General features: G+C 73.0%; 19 protein-coding genes and 1 riboswitch. Of the genes, 8 read left to right on the top strand and 11 right to left on the bottom strand.

From position 1 onward, the window contains the following. Positions 1-62 precede the first annotated feature (62 nt). Positions 63-1,880: a glycoside hydrolase family 15 protein gene (locus DN051_RS29395; RefSeq protein WP_246040673.1), complete on the top strand. Its 1,818-nt coding sequence runs from the start codon at positions 63-65 to the stop codon at positions 1,878-1,880. A 5-nt stretch (positions 1,881-1,885) separates the two neighbouring features. After that, on the top strand, positions 1,886-2,641 hold the full coding sequence (locus DN051_RS29390; RefSeq protein WP_053759600.1) for an SDR family oxidoreductase: 756 nt from the start codon (positions 1,886-1,888) through the stop codon (positions 2,639-2,641). Positions 2,642-2,653: 12 nt separating this feature from the next. Here DN051_RS29390 and amaP read toward each other — a convergent pair whose 3' ends face one another. From amaP to DN051_RS29365, 5 genes are read right to left on the bottom strand one after another with little or no spacing between them, the layout of a single operon-like run. After that, on the bottom strand, positions 2,654-3,232 hold the full coding sequence (gene amaP, locus DN051_RS29385) for an alkaline shock response membrane anchor protein AmaP (RefSeq protein ID WP_053759599.1): 579 nt from the start codon (positions 3,230-3,232) through the stop codon (positions 2,654-2,656). A gap of 6 nt (positions 3,233-3,238) precedes the next feature. Continuing rightward, positions 3,239-3,919 (bottom strand): DUF6286 domain-containing protein, encoded by a 681-nt coding sequence (locus DN051_RS29380; RefSeq protein WP_112439837.1) that lies wholly within the window; start codon positions 3,917-3,919, stop codon positions 3,239-3,241. Then, positions 3,916-4,299, bottom strand: coding sequence for an Asp23/Gls24 family envelope stress response protein (locus tag DN051_RS29375; protein ID WP_053759597.1), 384 nt, complete (start codon positions 4,297-4,299; stop codon positions 3,916-3,918). The genes DN051_RS29380 and DN051_RS29375 overlap by 4 nt, the downstream gene beginning before the upstream one ends. Beyond that, the gene (locus DN051_RS29370) at positions 4,296-4,481 is read right to left on the bottom strand and encodes a hypothetical protein (protein WP_053759596.1); all 186 of its coding nucleotides are present in this window, start codon (positions 4,479-4,481) and stop codon (positions 4,296-4,298) included. The genes DN051_RS29375 and DN051_RS29370 overlap by 4 nt, the downstream gene beginning before the upstream one ends. Positions 4,482-4,541: 60 nt before the next feature. Continuing rightward, complete coding sequence (locus DN051_RS29365) at positions 4,542-5,021, bottom strand: Asp23/Gls24 family envelope stress response protein (protein ID WP_112439835.1); 480 nt, start codon at positions 5,019-5,021, stop codon at positions 4,542-4,544. 87 nt (positions 5,022-5,108) lie between these two features. On the opposite strand from DN051_RS29365, the gene DN051_RS29360 reads away from it, so the two are divergent. Then, positions 5,109-5,879 (top strand): hypothetical protein, encoded by a 771-nt coding sequence (locus DN051_RS29360; protein ID WP_053759594.1) that lies wholly within the window; start codon positions 5,109-5,111, stop codon positions 5,877-5,879. A gap of 4 nt (positions 5,880-5,883) precedes the next feature. On the opposite strand, the gene DN051_RS29355 is transcribed toward DN051_RS29360, so the two are convergent. The 3 genes from DN051_RS29355 to DN051_RS29345 all read right to left on the bottom strand — a co-directional run bounded on the left by DN051_RS29355 (position 5,884) and on the right by DN051_RS29345 (position 9,040). Beyond that, positions 5,884-6,696 (bottom strand): enoyl-CoA hydratase/isomerase family protein, encoded by an 813-nt coding sequence (locus DN051_RS29355; protein ID WP_053759593.1) that lies wholly within the window; start codon positions 6,694-6,696, stop codon positions 5,884-5,886. A 161-nt stretch (positions 6,697-6,857) separates the two neighbouring features. Further along, positions 6,858-7,079 carry a helix-turn-helix domain-containing protein gene (locus DN051_RS29350; protein ID WP_053759592.1) on the bottom strand — a complete coding sequence of 74 codons (222 nt, stop codon included), beginning with the start codon at positions 7,077-7,079 and terminating at the stop codon, positions 6,858-6,860. 362 nt (positions 7,080-7,441) lie between these two features. Next, on the bottom strand, positions 7,442-9,040 hold the full coding sequence (locus tag DN051_RS29345) for an ABC-F family ATP-binding cassette domain-containing protein (RefSeq protein WP_053759591.1): 1,599 nt from the start codon (positions 9,038-9,040) through the stop codon (positions 7,442-7,444). 390 nt (positions 9,041-9,430) lie between these two features. On the opposite strand from DN051_RS29345, the gene ypfJ reads away from it, so the two are divergent. Together ypfJ and DN051_RS29335 are read left to right on the top strand one after the other, a co-directional pair. Then, positions 9,431-10,321: a KPN_02809 family neutral zinc metallopeptidase gene (gene ypfJ, locus DN051_RS29340; RefSeq protein WP_053759590.1), complete on the top strand. Its 891-nt coding sequence runs from the start codon at positions 9,431-9,433 to the stop codon at positions 10,319-10,321. A gap of 127 nt (positions 10,322-10,448) precedes the next feature. Further along, the gene (locus tag DN051_RS29335; protein WP_053759639.1) at positions 10,449-10,862 is read left to right on the top strand and encodes a VOC family protein; all 414 of its coding nucleotides are present in this window, start codon (positions 10,449-10,451) and stop codon (positions 10,860-10,862) included. Positions 10,863-10,866: 4 nt separating this feature from the next. Here the strand turns inward: DN051_RS29335 and DN051_RS29330 are convergent, their stop codons facing one another. The 3 genes from DN051_RS29330 to DN051_RS29320 all read right to left on the bottom strand — a co-directional run bounded on the left by DN051_RS29330 (position 10,867) and on the right by DN051_RS29320 (position 14,559). After that, positions 10,867-12,321 carry a hypothetical protein gene (locus DN051_RS29330; RefSeq protein WP_199314703.1) on the bottom strand — a complete coding sequence of 485 codons (1,455 nt, stop codon included), beginning with the start codon at positions 12,319-12,321 and terminating at the stop codon, positions 10,867-10,869. A 195-nt stretch (positions 12,322-12,516) separates the two neighbouring features. After that, positions 12,517-13,647 (bottom strand): alpha/beta hydrolase, encoded by a 1,131-nt coding sequence (locus DN051_RS29325; protein ID WP_112439831.1) that lies wholly within the window; start codon positions 13,645-13,647, stop codon positions 12,517-12,519. Positions 13,648-13,818: 171 nt separating this feature from the next. Continuing rightward, positions 13,819-14,559 (bottom strand): class II aldolase/adducin family protein, encoded by a 741-nt coding sequence (locus DN051_RS29320; RefSeq protein ID WP_112439830.1) that lies wholly within the window; start codon positions 14,557-14,559, stop codon positions 13,819-13,821. Positions 14,560-14,757: 198 nt separating this feature from the next. On the opposite strand from DN051_RS29320, the gene DN051_RS29315 reads away from it, so the two are divergent. The 3 genes from DN051_RS29315 (at position 14,758) to DN051_RS29305 (ending at position 17,139) form a co-directional block, all read left to right on the top strand. Next, positions 14,758-15,507 (top strand): lysozyme, encoded by a 750-nt coding sequence (locus DN051_RS29315; RefSeq protein WP_053759586.1) that lies wholly within the window; start codon positions 14,758-14,760, stop codon positions 15,505-15,507. Between the two features lie 143 nt (positions 15,508-15,650). Further along, positions 15,651-16,889: an inorganic phosphate transporter gene (locus tag DN051_RS29310; RefSeq protein ID WP_053759585.1), complete on the top strand. Its 1,239-nt coding sequence runs from the start codon at positions 15,651-15,653 to the stop codon at positions 16,887-16,889. Between the two features lie 28 nt (positions 16,890-16,917). Continuing rightward, a complete protein-coding gene (locus DN051_RS29305) occupies positions 16,918-17,139 on the top strand; it encodes a hypothetical protein (protein WP_053759584.1) in 222 nt (73 codons plus the stop codon). Between the two features lie 318 nt (positions 17,140-17,457). After that, positions 17,458-17,597: riboswitch (cobalamin riboswitch) on the top strand. Positions 17,598-17,657 lie beyond the last annotated feature (60 nt).

Here is a 17,657-nt window from a genome sequence, read left to right as displayed (position 1 = left end):
CCCCGTCACCCGGGCGGCCCTCGCGCCGATTGTGCCCGGGGCGCTTCGGGAACCCGGATTCCGTGCACCCGCCCATCGAGAACAGCGCCGGCGACGGCAACCGCATCGAGGACTACGCCCTCGTCGGCGACGAGCAGACCGGCGCCCTCGTCGGCAGGGACGGCTCCGTCGACTGGCTGTGCCTGCCCCGCTTCGATTCGCCCGCCTGCTTCGCCAAGCTGCTCGGCGACGAGGAGAACGGCCACTGGCGGATCGCCCCCAAGGACACCGAGGGCCCGTGCACCCGGCGCGCCTACCGGCCCGGCACCCTGGTGCTGGACACCGAGTGGGACACCCCGCAGGGCTCGGTCCGCGTCACCGACCTGATGCCGCAGCGCCACCACGCCCCCGACCTCGTCCGCATCGTGGAGGGCCTCAGCGGCCGCGTGACCGTCCGCAGCAGACTGCGCCTGCGCTTCGACTACGGCCTGATCGTGCCGTGGATGCGCCGGTCCGGCGGCCACCACGTGGCCGTCGCGGGCCCGGACTCGGTGTGGCTGCGCAGTGAGCCGTCCGTGGACACCTGGGGCGAGAACTTCAGCACGCTCTCCGAGTTCACCGTCGAGGAGGGCGAGCAGGTCGCGTTCGTCCTCACCTGGCACCCCTCGCACGAGCCCCGCCCCGCGCTGATCAACCCGTTCCGGGCGCTGCGCGACAGTGTCGCCGACTGGCAGGCGTGGACGGCCCGCTGCCGCTACGACGGCCCGCACAAGGACGCGGTGCAGCGCTCGCTGATCACGCTGAAGGCGCTCACGTACGCGCCGACCGGCGGCATCGTGGCCGCCCTGACCACCTCCCTGCCCGAGGAGATGGGCGGCGTGCGCAACTGGGACTACCGCTACTGCTGGCTGCGCGACTCCACCCTCACCCTGGGCGCGCTGCTGACCGCGGGCTACCAGGAGGAGGCCGAGGCCTGGCGCGACTGGCTGCTGCGGGCGGTCGCGGGCGACCCCGCGGACCTGCAGATCATGTACGGCCTGGCGGGCGAGCGACGGCTGCCGGAGTGGGAGCTCCCGTGGCTGTCCGGATTCGCCGGTTCCGTGCCCGTGCGGATCGGCAACGACGCCGTCCGGCAGTTGCAGCTGGACGTCTACGGCGAGGTGATGGACTCCCTGTCGCTGGCCCGGCTGTCGGGTCTGACCGCCAAGCCGCACATCTGGAGCCTCGAGTGCGCCCTGATGGAGTTCCTGCGCACGGCCTGGCGGCAGCCGGACGAGGGACTGTGGGAGGTGCGCGGCGGCCGGCGCCACTTCGTGCACTCGAAGGTGATGGTGTGGGTGGCCGCCGACCGCGCGGTGCGCACCCTGCAACGGCACCCCCATCTCAAGGGCGACATCGACGGCTGGCGCCAGATGCGCGACGAGGTGCACCGCGAGGTGTGCGAACGGGGCTGGGACCCCGAGCGGAACACCTTCACCCAGCACTACGGCTCGCGTGAACTGGACGCCGCGCTGCTGCTCATCCCGCGTGTGGGCTTCCTGCCGCCGGACGATCCCCGTGTGACGGGCACGATCGACGCCGTCCGCGCGGAACTCAGCCACGACGGTCTGCTGCGCCGCTACAGCGTCGACCGCACGGACGTCGACGGGCTGCCCGGCGACGAGGGCGCCTTCCTGGTGTGCTCGTTCTGGCTCGCGGACGCGCTGCACATGACGGGCCGCACCCGGGAGGCCCACGAGCTGTTCGAGCGGCTGGTGGGACTGGCCAACGACGTGGGGCTGCTGTCCGAGGAGTACGACCCGGTGAGCGGCCGCCTGCTGGGCAACTTCCCCCAGGCGTTCAGCCATATCGGCCTGGTGAACACGGCCCTCGCCCTCTTCGGCACCGACGGGGCAGGATAGGGGCCATGGATCTTGGACTGAAGGACCGCGTGTACATCGTCACCGGCAGCACGCGCGGACTGGGCAACGCCACCGCGCGCGAACTGCTCGCCGACGGCGCGAAGGTGGTCGTCACCGGCCGGGACGAGCAGCGGGTCGCGGAGGTGGCCGCCGAGCTGGGTCCCGACGCGTACGGGGTGGCCGTGGACAACGCCGACCCCGAGGCGGCCGCCCGCCTGATCGGTGCCGCGCGCGACCGGTTCGGCGGCTTCGACGGCATCCTGATCAGCGTGGGCGGGCCGCCCGCGGGGTTCGTCGCCGACAACACCGACGAGCAGTGGCAGTCGGCGTTCGAGTCGGTCTTCCTGGGCGCGGTACGGCTCGCCCGCGCGGCGGCCGCGGAGCTCGACGCGGGCGGTGTGATCGGGTTCGTGCTGTCGGGCTCGGTGTACGAGCCCATTCCGGGGCTGACCATCTCCAACGGACTGCGCCCCGGACTGGCCGGCCTCGCCAAGTCGCTCTCCGACGAACTGGGGCCGCGCGGCATCCGAGTCGTCGGCGTGCTGCCCGGCCGTATCGACACCGACCGGGTGCGCCAGCTCGACGCCCTGTCCGCCGACCCGGAGGCCACGCGGGCGGCGAGCGAGTCGCGGATTCCGCTGCGCCGCTACGGCGCCCCGGAGGAGTTCGGGCGCACGGCCGCGTTCCTGCTCTCACCGGCCGCTTCGTATCTGACCGGCGTCATGGTGCCGGTGGACGGCGGCGCGCGGCACGGGTTCTGACACGCGCCGGCGTCAGGTCACCCGCTCCGCGCGGTGCTTGACGCCGCTCAGCCGGACCTTCGCGGGCAGACTCGCCAGGCCCGCCGAACCCCGTGCGTGGTCCAGGGCCCGGTTCGTGAGGTGGTTCAGGGCCTCGCCGGGGTCGACATGGGGTTCCAGGAGGAGCTGGACGCGGGCCCGCGGCGCGGTGCGCCGGCCGGCGAGCCGGACCCGGGCGCGGGCGACACCGTCCGGTGCGCCGGCCTCGTCGGCGAGGACGCCCTCCAGGGCCGTACCCCGCAGCAGTGCGCCCTCGCCGTCGCCGGTGTCCACGAGCACCTCGGCGAGCCGGTGCCGGCGCACCACCGCGACCAGCCACCACAGCGCGAGCAGGAAGAGCAGGGCGAGGACGGCGAGGAGGGTCGGCCACCACCAGCCGGCCTCCCGCCAGCGGGTCCGCTCGGCGACGTCGAGCAGCACGTCGCTGCTGCCGTGATGGATCCACCAGGAGGGTGGTCCGACCCCCAGCCCGACGGCGAGCACCGCGCCGCCGAGCACGAGCAGCACGAGCCCGACGAGCCCGAGCAGCAACCGGTTGACTGTCTTGAGCACCGCGGCTCACCCCTTCCGGCCGGGCCGCCGGACGTGCACCGACAGCGCAGGCGAGCGGGCCAGGCCCAGCGCCTTGATCGCGTCGGCGAGCACACCGTCCAGGTCGGCGCGTACGTCGTCCAGTTCACGGAAGTGGGACACCGCCCGTACGTCGGCCCGTCCGCGGCCCATGCGCACCCGGACCGACTGCACACCGGCGACCTCCATCGCCCGGTCGCGCAGGACGGTCGCGGCGGCGTCCCGGTTCAGCCCGGCACGGACGTCGGCGTGGGTGCGCCGCATCGGCAGCACGCCGCGCAGTCCGGGCGTGGCGGCCAGCACGATCAGCCAGAGGCCGAGGGCGGCGGCGACGCCCGCGCCGACCAGGACCCAGATGTCGTCCAGGGGCCGTTCGGCGAGCTGCCGGGCGAGTGCGCGGCGCCAGCCCATGGCCGGCTCGTCGGCGCGCACGGCGGCGACGTCGTAGAGGAAGGCGCCGAACAGGGCCAGGAGCAGCAGGGCCACGATGCCGGCGGGGATCCGGCGGGCGGACCAGAAGCGCCGCTCGGGGCCGCCGTCCTGGTCGGCACCGGGCAGTGGCTCGTAGGCCGCCGCCGACGCGGACTGGCCGAGTCCCGGCCCGGCCGGCTCCTTCTCCAGGACCGGCAGTCGCTGTGTCGTGCCGTCCGAGCCCTCGGGCTCGCTCATCGCGTCCTCCCCTCCGCCGCGCCGTACGCCGCCGCCAGATGCAGTCGTTCCACCTCGACGGCGACCTCGGGTACGTCCATTCCCACCAACGCGCCTACCCGCTCGGCGACATGACGACGCACGTCCCGGCAGCGGGCGCCGATATCGGCGGGGTAGCCCAGTTCGAGGTGGATGCGGACCCGGGCGGTGTCGTGGTGCACCACGACCGTGGCGTGCGGGCGGGCCACGTCCGGCGGCAGCGCGCCGAGCGCCTCGCGGGCCGCTTGCGCGGCGATCTTCGCGACGACCCGGTCGGCGATCCGGGTCGCTCCGCGCTCACCTGCCGGGACGGCGGTGACCGGTCCGCGGTGTTCCTCGGTCCCGCTGCTCACCGACGTCACCGCCGTCGTTCGTCACGCGACCGGAAGAAGTCGCCGAGCTCCAGGTCGCCCTCCAGGAAGCGGCCAGCCACGAACCCGACGGCGCCCAGGGCCGCCACCAGCAGAAAGGCTCCGAACCCGCCGAAGTAACCGGCGAAGCCCAAGGCCATCCCCGCGATCATGCCGACCACGGCCATGCTCATCGTGCGCTCCTCAGCTCGTCAGCGGTGCGCCGGCCGGACGGGTGTGCGGCCGGCGGGGCTTCACTGGATCCGGGGTTCCGTCTCCTCCTCCTCTTCCTCCGGAAGCTTGACGTCACTCACCGCGAGGTTCACCTCGACGACCTCCAGCCCGGTCATCCGCTCCACCGCCGAGACCACGTTCTCCCGGACGGCCCGCGCCACATCGGAGATGGACACGCCGTAGTCGACGACGATCTCCAGGTCGAGCGCCGTCTGCACCTCGCCGACCTCGGCCTTCACCCCGCGCGTCGGGGACTTGGTCCCGGGCACCCGGTCGCGTACGGCGCCGAAGGTACGGCTCAGCCCGCCGCCCATGGCGTGCACGCCCAGCACGTCGCGGGCGGCGAGCCCGGCGATCTTCTCCACGACGCCGTCGGCGATGGTGGTCCTCCCCCGGGTCCCCGGATCGCCGCCCCCGCGGCGGACGGGCTTGCGGGCCTGCACCTGGGTCTCGGCCTCGCCGTCGAGGGGCTGGGGCCGGTTCCGTTCCGTCTCGGTCATCGCCGTACGTCCCTTTCGGTCGTCGTCCTTTCCTCACCGTAAGCGGGGTTGTGCGGCCTCGCGCCGGGAATGCGGCAGGCTGGAGCAATGACGACGGCGGACCGATGGACACGAGCGGTACGACAGCAACTGGGTCTCGGCAGGCTGCTCCCGCTGGGCGGCCCCGGCGACGGGGCGTGGATCGCCGAGACGGCGGCGCGGGCGGTTCTGCGGCGCGCGGCAAACGAGGTACCGGGCGTGCGGCTGGGCTCCGTCCGGATCACCCTGGCCGATCCGGAGGACGTTCACGACCCCGCGGTCCCGGCCCCGCCGAGCGCCCTGCCGCCCGGCCCGCTCCGGGTGGCCGCCGACTTCGCGGCCACGGCCGCCGAACCGTTGCCGACGACGGCCTCACGCCTGCGCACGGCCGTGTCGACGGCCGCGGAACAGGGAATCGGGCTGACGGTCACGGAGGTGGACCTGCGGGTGACGGACCTGCTGGACGTGACGGCCGGGGACGCCGGAACCGGCGAGGGCGCCCGGGAGGCCGAGGACGCCGGCGAAGCCACCGCGGACACCGAGACCTCTGACGCCGCCCGGGCCTCCGAGGAGCCCGACGAGGCGATGGCGGCCACGGCCGCACTCGGTGTCGCGGGCGTGGCGCGGCTGACCGGCGCGCTCGGCGGGGTGGGCCGCGCCGTGCACATCGAGCAGGGTGGCGGGTCGGGGGCGGCGCTGCCGCGCCGGCACGTCCGGGTGGAGCTGGCCGTGCGCGCGGACCACCGGGCCCTGGACGTGGCCCGCGCGGTCCGGGCACGGGTGGGCGAGGCCCTGCGGGATCACCCGACGGTGGCCGTCCTGGTCACGGCGGTCACCTGACGGTTCACTCGCCGACGCCCGCGAGGTCCCGCAGCCGGCGCGCCTGCGCGGCGCGTTCAGCGACGCGCTGCTCCTCGTAGGTGCGCTCGCCCGCGCCCCGCAGCAGCGCCTTCGTCTCGATCACGGCGTCGCGCGGCGCGGCGAGCAGCGCCGCCGTCAGGTCCTGTACGGCGGCGTCGAGGTCGGCCGAGGGTACGGCGATGTTCGCCAGGCCCGTGCCGACGGCCTCCTCGGCGTGCACCGAGCGACCGGTCGCGCAGATCTCCAGCGCGCGGGCGTACCCGACGAGGCCCACCAGCGGGTGGGTGCCCGCCAGGTCCGGCACCAGCCCGAGGCTGGTCTCGCGCATGGCGAACTGCACGTCGTCCGCGACGACGCGCAGGTCACAGGCGAGCGCGAGCTGGAAGCCCGCGCCGATGGCGTGCCCCTGCACGGCGGCGACGGAGACGATGTCGCTGCGCCGCCACCAGGTGAACGCCTCCTGGTACTCGGTGATGGTCGCGTCGAGTTCGGCGTCACCACCGCGGGCGAGGTCCATGAAGGACGGTTCGCCGTCGAAGCCCTCGGGAGTGAACGCCTGCCGGTCGAGCCCGGCCGAGAACGACTTGCCCTCGGCGCGCAGCACGACCACGCGCACCGTGCCCGGCAACAGCCGGCCCGCCTCGGTCAGCGCGCGCCACAGAGCGGGGCTCTGCGCGTTGCGCTTGGCCGGATTGGTCAGCGTCACCGTGGCGATCGCGTCGTCGACGGTGAGCCGTACGCCGTCCTTGTCGAGTGCGGGAACGGCGGTCACTGCGTCCTGCTCGGGCGAAGCCATGGAGCGCCTCCGATGAGTGCGGTCGTCTTCCGTGCCGCAGGACGGCACGGCCTCAGCCGTGCCGTATCACGGCACGCACAAGTGACTGCACAGTAACCACCCGGCCGATCGGCCGACCGACCGGGTGGTCACCATCGAAGTCGACGGGCTCCGCCCGGAGGTCAGGCCGTAGCGGCCTTCTTGCCCCGTGTCGCCCCGCCACGCCCACGGAGCGTGACGCCCGACTCGCTGAGCATGCGGTGCACGAAGCCATACGAGCGGCCGGTCTCCTCGGCCAACGCCCGGATGCTCGCACCGGCGTCATACTTCTTCTTCAGGTCTGCCGCGAGCTTGTCGCGCGCGGCGCCGGTCACCCGGCTGCCCTTCTTCAGAGTCTCGGCCACCCGTGCCTCCTCATGGGAAGTGCGCTCTGGTCCCCTCATGATCACCCCTCCGGGGCTTCATGGCCACCCATTCGGCAAGGTCCGTGCGAGAGGCTTTTGACGACAGGAGCGCATCCCCACAAGCGGAATCTGTAACTCCACCCGGTGATGTGCGTGCGGCCGAACGGGTTGTTCCGCGAAGCAGCAGGTCAGGAACGCGGAGCGGCCGGCCCCCCGTCGACAGAGGGGCCGGCCGTGAAATCGATGTAGGACACACCCGGGTACGAGGAGATCTCACACAGATGATGGATCACCGATGGGCCGAATGATCCATACCCCGTGGATCAACCATTCGATCAAGCGCGGCTGACCCGCCGCACGGCTCAGGCGAGCGCCACGAGGTCCGCGTAGTCGGCGCCCCACAGGTCCTCGACACCGTCCGGCAGCAGGATGATCCGCTCCGGCTGGAGCGCCTCCACGGCTCCCTCGTCGTGGGTGACCAGGACGACCGCGCCCTTGTAGGTGCGCAGCGCGCTGAGGATCTCCTCACGGCTGGCCGGGTCGAGGTTGTTGGTCGGTTCGTCGAGCAGGAGGACGTTCGCCGACGACACCACGAGGGTGGCGAGGGCCAGGCGGGTCTTCTCACCGCCGGAGAGGACGGCCGCCGGCTTGTCGACGTCGTCGCCGGAGAACAGGAACGAACCGAGCACCTTGCGGACCTCGACCAGGTCCATGTCGGGCGCGGCGGAGCGCATGTTCTCCAGCACCGTGCGGTCGGGGTCGAGGGTCTCGTGCTCCTGGGCGTAGTAACCCAGCTTCAGGCCGTGGCCCTCGACCACGGCGCCGGTGTCGGGCTTCTCCACCCCGCCCAGCAGGCGCAGCAGCGTGGTCTTGCCCGCGCCGTTGAGGCCGAGGATGACCACCCGGGAGCCCTTGTCGATGGCGAGGTCGACATCGGTGAAGATCTCCAGCGAGCCGTACGACTTGGACAGGCCCTCGGCGGTCAGCGGGGTCTTGCCGCAGGGCGCGGGCTCGGGGAAGCGGAGCTTGGCGACCTTGTCGGACTGGCGGACCGCGTCCAGGCCGGACAGCAGCTTCTCCGCACGGCGGGCCATGTTCTGCGCGGCGACCGTCTTGGTGGCCTTGGCGCGCATCTTGTCGGCCTGCGCGTTCAGGGCGGCGGCCTTCTTCTCGGCGTTGGCCCGCTCGCGCTTGCGGCGCTTCTCGTCGGCCTCGCGCTGCTGCTGGTAGAGCTTCCAGCCCATGTTGTAGATGTCGATCGCGGCCCGGTTGGCGTCCAGGTAGAACACCTTGTTGACGACGGTCTCGACCAGGTCGACGTCGTGGGAGATGACGATGAAGCCGCCGCGGTAGGTCTTGAGGTAGTCCCGCAGCCAGACGATCGAGTCGGCGTCGAGGTGGTTCGTCGGCTCGTCGAGCAGCAGGGTGTCCGCGTCGGAGAACAGGATCCGGGCGAGCTCGATACGGCGGCGCTGACCGCCGGAGAGCGTGTGCAGCGGCTGGCCGAGGACCCGGTCTGGCAGGTTGAGCGCGGCGGCGATGGTGGCGGCCTCCGCCTCGGCGGCGTACCCGCCCTTGGTGAGGAACTCCGTCTCCTGGCGCTCGTACTGCCGCAGGGCCTTCTCACGGGTGGCGCCCGTGCCGTTGGCGATGCGCTGCTCGTTCTCGCGCATCTTGCGGATCAGCACGTCCAGGCCGCGGGCGGACAGGACGCGGTCGCGGGCGAGGATGTCGAGGTCGCCGGTGCGGGGGTCCTGCGGGAGGTAGCCGACCTCGCCGGAGCGGGTGACGGCGCCCGCGGCGGGGATTCCCTCGCCGGCCAGGACCTTGGTGAGGGTGGTCTTGCCGGCGCCGTTGCGGCCGACCAGGCCGATGCGGTCGCCCTTGGCGACACGGAACGTTGCGGACTCGATGAGGACGCGGGCACCGGCGCGCAGCTCGATACCGGAGGCGGAAATCACGGACAGACTCCAGGGCGGGTGGTTGGCGGGACGGGCGGCTGAGGGCGTTCCCGCCGTCTAATGCGCGAGGAGAATGGCCATGGGGTCGATTCTAACGGGGCGATGCAACCCGTTTTCCCGGGTTCGGGTGTTCGGACCGGGGCCGGAGACCGCCGCCCGAGGGGTGGCGGGAGGCCGCCGTGGCAGGTCGGCGGGGTGACCCCGTGGGGCCGGGTTCCGGCTCGCACACGCGCGTGCGCGGGGCGTGACCGCGCGGGGCCGTGCTGTGCCGTTGGTTACACGGCGGCCGCGGGGCGCCTGTACCCCGTTCGGACGCCCGTCCGGCGCCGGGCGACCGGCGTCCGGCGAGGATGGGCGCCAGGGGGCCACTCGGACAGAGGGCGGAGCCTCATGCAGTTCGACGACGACGCCAGGCTCGACACCTCCGAGGTGCAGGACGTGCGCGGCCGCCGGCTCCCCGGCGGCCGGGCGACGGTCGGCGGTGGCCTCGCGGGGCTCATCGCGCTGATCCTCGGGCTGTTCCTCGGTGTGGGGCCGGATCAGCTGGGACTGTCGTCCGGGGACGGGCAGCCCACGGCGACGGAATCCTCCCTGGCGCAGGTGCAGCAGACCTGCCGGACCGGGCAGGACGCGAACGTGCGGGACGACTGCCGGATGGTGGCGGTCGTCAACAGCGTGCAGGACTTCTGGAACCAGGAGTTCGAACGGCGCGGCGGGACCTACACCCGCTCCCCCACGGTGTTCTTCACCGGCCAGGTCGCCACCGCCTGCGGCGCGGCGACCTCCGCGGTCGGGCCGTTCTACTGCCCCGGTGACCAGAAGGTGTATCTGGACCTGGGGTTCTTCCGGGAGCTGCGGACGAAGTTCGGCGCCCAGGGCGGTCCGTTCGCGCAGGCGTACGTGGTGGCCCACGAGTACGGCCACCACGTGCAGGACCTGATGGGCACCCTGAACCGTTCGCAGGACGGGCTGATGGGCGCGAACAGCAACGCGGTGCGGGTGGAGCTCCAGGCGGACTGCTACGCCGGGGTGTGGGCGCACCACGCGACCACGACACCCGACGAGTCGACCGGACGGCCGCTGATCACCGACCTGACCGCCGCCGACATCCGGGACGGCATGGACGCGGCGGCGGCGGTGGGCGACGACCGGATCCAGGAGCGGTACCAGGGGCAGGTGACGCCGGAGACCTGGACGCACGGGTCCGCCGAGCAGCGGCAGGCGTGGTTCTACCGGGGCTACCGGACGGGGGACATGGCGCAGTGCGACACCTTCCGCTGACGGTCCGGCCGCTCGGCCGGGCGTTGTCGGTGGCGGGTGCGAGACTGAGCAACAGGCCGCATTCCGCGCCCATTCGGCTGCGGGAGCGGGGGATCCCGGACGGCGACGCACAAGGGGAGTGATCGGCATGGCGGGTACGGGCGGCGGACGTCCCAGCATCTTTCCGGCACTGCTGTACACGGACGCGAAGGCGGCGATCAGGCAGCTGACGGAGGCGTTCGGCTTCACGGAACTGTCCGTGTACGAGGGCGAGGACGGCTCGGTGCTGCACGCCGAGCTGACCCAGGGCAACGGCGCGGTGATGCTCGGCTCTAAGGGCCGCGGCGGCCGCTTCGACGAGGCGATGAAGGGCGCGGGCCCGACAGGGGTGTACGTCGTGGTGGACGACATCGACGCACACCATCAGCGGGCCGTGGACCACGGCGCGGAGATCCTGATGCCCCCGACGGACCAGGACTACGGCTCACGGGACTACATGGCCCTGGACCTGGAGGGCAACATCTGGACCTTCGGGACGTACGGCCCGCAGATAGAGGCCTGACCGGTCAGCTGCCCCCGGTGTGCACCTGGAAGGCCGCGCGGCGCACGGCTTTGGCCAGGGCGGGGTCGGGGTGCGCCGCGGCCAGCGCGACCAGCACCTGAACCGTGCGGGGGTGGCCGACCGCGCGCACCTCGTCGAGCAGGGCGGGCACCGTCGGCTGCACCGCGGACTCCAGATGCCGTACCAGCAGCGGGGCCTCGCCGTGGTCGGCGACCGCGGCGGCGGTGTCGACCCACAGCCAGGTGGCCTCCTTGCGGGTGAGCACCTCGTGGGCGTCGTCCGGGTCGGCACCCTCGTGCTCGGCCAGCCACAGCAGGGCGTACGGCCGCAGCGTGGGCTCGTGGAGCGCGGCGCGCACTCCGGGTTCGGCGGGGGCGCCGACGACACGCAGTGCTTCGAAGGCGAGACCGCGCAGCAGGGCGTCCTCGCCGCGGGCGGCGTCGAGGAGTTCGGACAGGGCGCTGCCGACGGTGCGGGCGGCGAGCCAGGCCCGGTACTCGGCGCGGGCCGCGTTCGGGCGCAGTCGGGCGCAGCCGCGCAGCATGTCCTCGGCGGCGGCCTCGATGTTCCCGGCGGGGCTCTGCGCGGCGACGCAGATCTGCTCCAGCTTGACCCAGACCGCCCAGCTGCCGAGGGGGGTGAGGGTGGCCTGTCCGTCGCCGCAGGTGAGGGCTCCGACGGAGGCGAGGGCGTGCAAGGCCCAGTCGAGGAGGTCGGGGAGCTCGGCGGGCGTCGTGCCGGGGTCGGGTGCCGCGGGCTGCGCCGGGTCGGCGTCGGCGTCGGCGTCGGCGTCGGGTGCTCCGACCGGTTCGCGGCGCGGGCCGTAGGGGACTTCGCAGCGCTCGGTGCGCAGTTCCCCGACACGCTGCCGAAGGAGGTCCAGGAGCTGTTCGACGGGGACGGGCCCGGCGGACAGCTGGAGGAAGGAGAGCACCTGGGGCATGGCCGAGACGGCCTCGGCGACGGCCGCGGGCTCGTGGCCCTCCGGTTCCGGATGGGCGAGCGACCAGGCGTCGAAGAGGGCGACCCAGCCGCGCAGGACGGCGGTGTCGTCGCGGTTCCAGGCGCGCAGGCGCCAGCCGGGGCGGGCGCTGTCGCCGTGCACCTCGACCAGTCCGGCGAGGCGGGCGGTGTCCCAGTCGGCGCGGACCTGGGCCGGTGTCAGGCCCAGGTCGCCGGCCGCTCGTTCGGCGGTCGCGTCGGCCAGCACGGCCGTGCCGTCGGAGGGCGCGTTGCCGCTGCCGGGGCCGAGCGCGGTGTCGGCCCAGCGGGCCAGGCGGGCCGCCCCGGCCAGCCTGGAACGAGCCATTCCAGCCAGCTCCGACGGGGCCGGTGTGCCCTCCGGCGGGCGGGGCGCGGGACGGCGGGCGGGCCGCTGGGTCATCGCTCGGGGGGCGGCGGCCAGGGGTCGCGGGCGGACGAGTCGGAGCCTGGAGTCGCGCGGGATACGGGACGTCACGGGTGCAGTCTTCCGGTTGACGGTCCGAAAACCCAAACGGAATGTCACGTGGGGCGACGGGACTGGCCAACGCAGGGGTCCCGGCGGGGCCGCACACCGAGATCCGGACAGCGGTGCGGCACCAAACGGAACCGTCGCGACCGGAGCGCGAAGGGGGCGTGCAGGAGTGGGTGGTGCGCCGGGGCGGGCGCGGGCTCACATGAGTGGCGTGAGGAATCGGCGGAGGGCCTCCTCGTAGGTCACCGGGTCGGCGTTCCACATGGCGTTGTGCGGGGCGTTCCGCACGGTGTGCAGGGTGATCAGGTCGGGGCGGCGGCCGGCGAGCCGGCGGGAGAAGACCCAGGGGGCCACCTCGTCGTCGGGGCCGTGCAGGATCAGGGCCGGGACCGTGAGGCGCGCGGGGTCGGCGTCGGCCGCCTCCGCGCGGCCGTCGTACAGTCCCGTGCGGCCCTGGGCGGCACGCACGGCCAGCGGCAGCAGCGGGGCCGGGGTGTGCCGTGCGGCGGCCAGCGCGCGCAGCGTCGCCGCCCAGTTGAGCACCGGCGAGTCGAGCACCAGGCCCTGGATGCGGTCACGCATCGCGGAGTGCACGGCCGCGCGCAGGGCCATGGCGGCACCGGTGGACCAGCCGTACAGGACGACCCGTTCGGCGCCGTGCCGGACGGCGTGGCGGATGGCCGCGTCGAGGTCGCGCCATTCGGTCTCGCCCAGATGGTTCAGGCCGTCCGGCGGACGGGGCGCGCCGGGATCGCCGCGAAGGGCGAGGTCCAGCACGGGGCAGCGCAGCCCGTGCAGGAACTCCATGACGTTCATGGGGTGTTCCCTGGTGGTGCCCAGGCCGTGCACGGTGATCACCCAGGTGTCCCGGGCGCCGGGCACGAACCAGGCGGGCAGGTTGCCGAGTTCGCCGGGCACCTCGACGTCGGTGTGGTCGAGGCCGAGGGCGGCGCCGGGGTTGCCGACGTACAGGCCGGGGGTGAGCCAGACCTTGTCGCCGGCCTTCAGGGTTCCGTGCGTGACGCCCTTCAGTCGGCGGACGACGGTGTCGGCGGGGTGGGGGGTGCTGTCCAGGACGGGGCCGACGACGGCATGGGAGCCGTCCCCGGCGAGGCCGTAGAGACCGGGGCGCTGGGAGGCCAGCGCCCGGGTGAGGGTCACTTGGCCCGCGGCCGTGCCGTGCACGGTGAGGCGGGGCTCGGTGGGCAGGGGCCGGCCCGGCGGCGCCTTCAACGCGGCGTCGCTGGCGAGGCGGCCGGCGGCCACGGCGGCGGCGCCGGCCACGGTCATGGCGGTGACGGCAGCGGCCGTCGCTCTGACAGGGCGCACTGCTCCAGTGTCCTGGTGGACTCCCGCGGCGGCCAGCGGGAGGCCGCCCTCGGTGGGCCGGCTCGATGCGTTCGGGGCTGCCGGAGACGTGCGAAAGCGCGCCGCCGACAGGCGGAGGAAAGGAAGCGAGGACAGGGAGAGTGAGCCGTGCCGGACAGTCCCGGGAGCCGGTCAGGTCCGCTGCCCGTACCCCCGCAGCCGCTCCCCCGCCTCCTCGAGCTGGTCGGCGGAGAGCAGGTTCGGGGAGCGGCCGGGCAGCGAGGAGGCCGTCAGCCACAGACGGCACATCCACTCCAGTTGGGCGGTGCGGTCGTAGGCCTGGTCGAGCGAGGCGCCGTAGGTCATGGTGCCGTGGTTCTGAAGGAGGCAGCCGGAGCGGTCGGTGAGGGCCCGCAGCATGTTCTCGGCCAACTCCTCGGTGCCGTACGTCGCATACGGGGCGACTCGGACCGGACCGCCGAGCGCCCCGGTCATGTAGTGGATCGCCGGGAGCTCCTCGACGAGCGTGGAGACGGCGGTGGCGTGCACCGCGTGGGTGTGGACGACGGCGCGGGCGTCGGTGCCGCGGTAGACGGCGAGGTGCATGGGCAGTTCGCTGGTCGGCACGAGTGTGCCGCGCACCTGCCGTCCGTCGAGGGCGACACCGGTGAGGTCGTCGGGGGTCAGCCGGTCGTAGGGCACGCCCGACGGCGTGACCAGCACCGTGTCGCCGACCCGCACGGAGACGTTGCCCGAGGTGCCGACGACCAGTCCGTCGGCCACCGTGCGGCGGGCGGTGGCCACCAGGACCCGCCACGCCAGTGCCTCCTCGTCCCGCACACCGTTCCCCCGGGGCTCCCGCGCATCCGGAGCGGGCTCCCGGTCGCCCGGGCCGTCCCGCCGGCCACCCTGGTCCCGCTGATTCTCCGCCATGCGGCGATCCTGCCAGCAGGGCCGTCGGGCGGTCGCCGCGCCGGGGCACTTTAGGGCGGAGCCCACAGCTCCGGAAGAGCGCATATCGCCATGTAAGCGGCTCTCACCGGACTTGGCCGGAGATCGATGAGTATTCAACGATCTTCCCGTACCGTCTCGGGTGATTTGTCACGCACGTCGCCGTTCCGGGGGGGAAACATGGCCCGTGACCACAAACCGCCCCGCCGCCGCAGCCGCCTCGTCGCGGCGTCGGTGACGGCCCTCGCCATCGGGGGGACCGCACTCGCCGAGGTTCACGCCTCGGCGGCGAGCAGACCCGAGGGGCACGACGTCTCGTCCCATCAGAAGAACGTCGACTGGCAGCAGGCGAAGGCCAGGGGCGCCCGCTTCGTCTACGTGAAGGCCACCGAGTCCACGACCTACCGCAACCCCTACTTCGCCGGGCAGTACGACGGCGCGCGCGGCGCGGGCCTGATCCGCGGGGCGTACCACTTCGCGCTGCCGGACCGGTCGTCGGGCACGGCGCAGGCGGGGTACTTCGTCCGCAACGGCGGCGCCTGGCGCGCGGACGGCTGGACGCTGCCCCCGGCCCTCGACATCGAATACAACCCCTACGACAAGAAGCACAAGTGCTACGGGCTGAGCAGCGCGAGGATGGTCGGCTGGATCAAGGCGTTCAGCGACGAGGTGAAGCGGCTCACCGGCCGGCGGCCGGTGATCTACACGACGGCCCACTGGTGGAACACCTGCACGGGCGCCAGTCGCGCCTTCGCCCGCGACCACGCCCTGTGGGTGGCCCGCTACGACTCGGCGACCGCCGGGACGCTGCCGGCCGGATGGTCGTTCTGGACGCTCTGGCAGTACGACAACAGCGGCAGGCTGCCGGGTGACCAAAATCTCTTCAACGGCTCAACAACACAGCTGAAGCGTTTCGCGAAGGGCTCCTAGCCCGGCGCCGCGGGGCCGTCGGCTCCCGAGCACACGACGGCCCCCTCCTACAGACACCCGGATGCCCCCCTCAGTTCACCTATCGTTCACCTAGGTTACTTAAGTTCAACCGGCCAATGACCTTCGAACGATTGCCTGGGTAAATGGAAGGCATCTCGCTGATCCTCGCGATTGTGGTGGTTACCGCACTCGCGTTCGATTTCACGAACGGTTTCCACGACACCGCGAACGCGATGGCGACCACCATTTCCACCGGTGCTCTCCGGCCCAAGGTCGCGGTGGCCATGTCCGCCGTCCTCAACCTTGTCGGCGCGTTCCTGTCCGTGGAGGTCGCCAACACGATCTCCAAAGGCCTGGTCGACGAAAGCGGCATTCGTCCCGAGGTCATCTTCGCCGCGCTGGTCGGCGCGATCCTGTGGAACCTGCTGACCTGGCTCGTGGGCCTGCCGTCCTCCTCCTCGCACGCCCTGATGGGCGGACTGATCGGTGCCACCGTCGCCTCGGCCGGCGTGGGCGCCGTGCACGGCGACGCGCTGGTCACCAAGGTGCTGATCCCGGCGATCGCCGCGCCGCTGGTCGCCGGAATCGCCGCGATGCTCGCGACCCGGCTGACGTACTCGCTCGGCCGGAAGGCCGACGGCAAGGCGGCCGCGAAGGGCTACCGGACCGGCCAGATCGCCTCCGCGGGCCTGGTCTCCCTCGCCCACGGCACCAACGACGCCCAGAAGACCATGGGCATCATCACCCTGGCCCTGGTCGCCGGCGGCTCCCTCGCCCCCGACTCCGACCCGCCCTTGTGGGTCGTCCTGTCCGCGGGCCTCGCCATCGCGCTCGGCACCTACCTCGGCGGCTGGCGCATCATCCGCACCATGGGCAAGGGGCTGACCGACCTCCAGCCGCAGCAGGGCTTCGCCGCGCAGACCAGCGCCGCGACGGTCATCCTCGCCTCCTCCCACCTGGGCTTCTCCCTGTCCACCACGCACTCGGTCTCCGGTGCCGTGATGGGCGCGGGCCTCGGCCGCAAGGGCGGCGTCGTACGCTGGTCCACCGCCACCCGCATGTTCGTCGCCTGGGGTCTGACCCTGCCGGCCGCCGCGCTCGTCGGTGCCGTCGCAGAGTGGGTGACCGGCTTCGGCAGCTGGGGCACCGCGCTCGTGGCGATCTTCCTGGTCGGCTCCAGCGCCGCGATCTGGAAGGTCTCCCGGCGCGAGGTCGTCGACCACACCAACGTCAACGACACGGAGGACCAGGCCGACGTGGTGACCACGGCGATCGCCGCCGTCACCCCGCCCCCGCCGGTCGCGGCGGCCGACGACGCCGCGGCGACGATCCCCGCGCAGTCCACGGCCACGGACTCGGCGCCCTCCCGGGCGAGCGTCTGAGCCCCGGTACGAAGGAATCGGAAGCAGCATGAAGATCGACTGGGCGGCCCTCGGATCCGTCTTCGGCGTCAGCCTCGTGGCCACCGTGGCCCTCGTGGGCCTGTTCACCCTCGGCATCGCGGGTCTGTCGCACCGCGAGCGGGCGGCGGAGCGCGGTGAGTCGGCCGCGCTCGCGGTGACCGGCGCGTATGCGGCGTTCGCGGCGTGTGTGGCGGCGGTGACCTACGGGATCTACCTGATCGTGGCCTGACGGCCGGGCCGGGCGACCGGCCGGGCCCACCGACCGCACACGGCCCACCGACCGCACACGGTCCACCGACCGCGCATGGTCCACCGACCACACACGGCCCGCACACAGTTCACGGCCGAGGTCCCGCCTCGGCCGGCGCCCTGCCGGAACGTCCCCTCGGATCGTTCCGGCAGGGCGCCGACATGTCCGGCGCCGGATCGAACCGCGGCAACTCCGCACGCCCGGGCGCGTGTTGAAGGGGTGCCGCGAGAGGCGCCCGTGCCGGGCGGTGTGGAACGCGGCACACTGTCCCGTCGCAGGTCAACAGCAAGTTGACGGCCCTTCGGGCCCCATGGTGGACTTCCGGGGCCATGTACGGCGGCAAGAGAGGAAGCCGGTGCGAATCCGGCGCGGTCCCGCCACTGTGACCGGGGTAGTAACCCCCGGGAGCCAGGAACTCTCACCGCCGGTCTCGTCGAACCAGGGCGTGGACACCCTGAGTGAGGACATATCGCCATGCTCGGCTGCCGTTCGAGGTT

This window comes from Streptomyces cadmiisoli (assembly GCF_003261055.1).
Classification (GTDB): Bacteria; Actinomycetota; Actinomycetes; order Streptomycetales; family Streptomycetaceae; genus Streptomyces; species Streptomyces cadmiisoli.
This window is presented reverse-complemented; position numbering and strand designations above follow the sequence as displayed.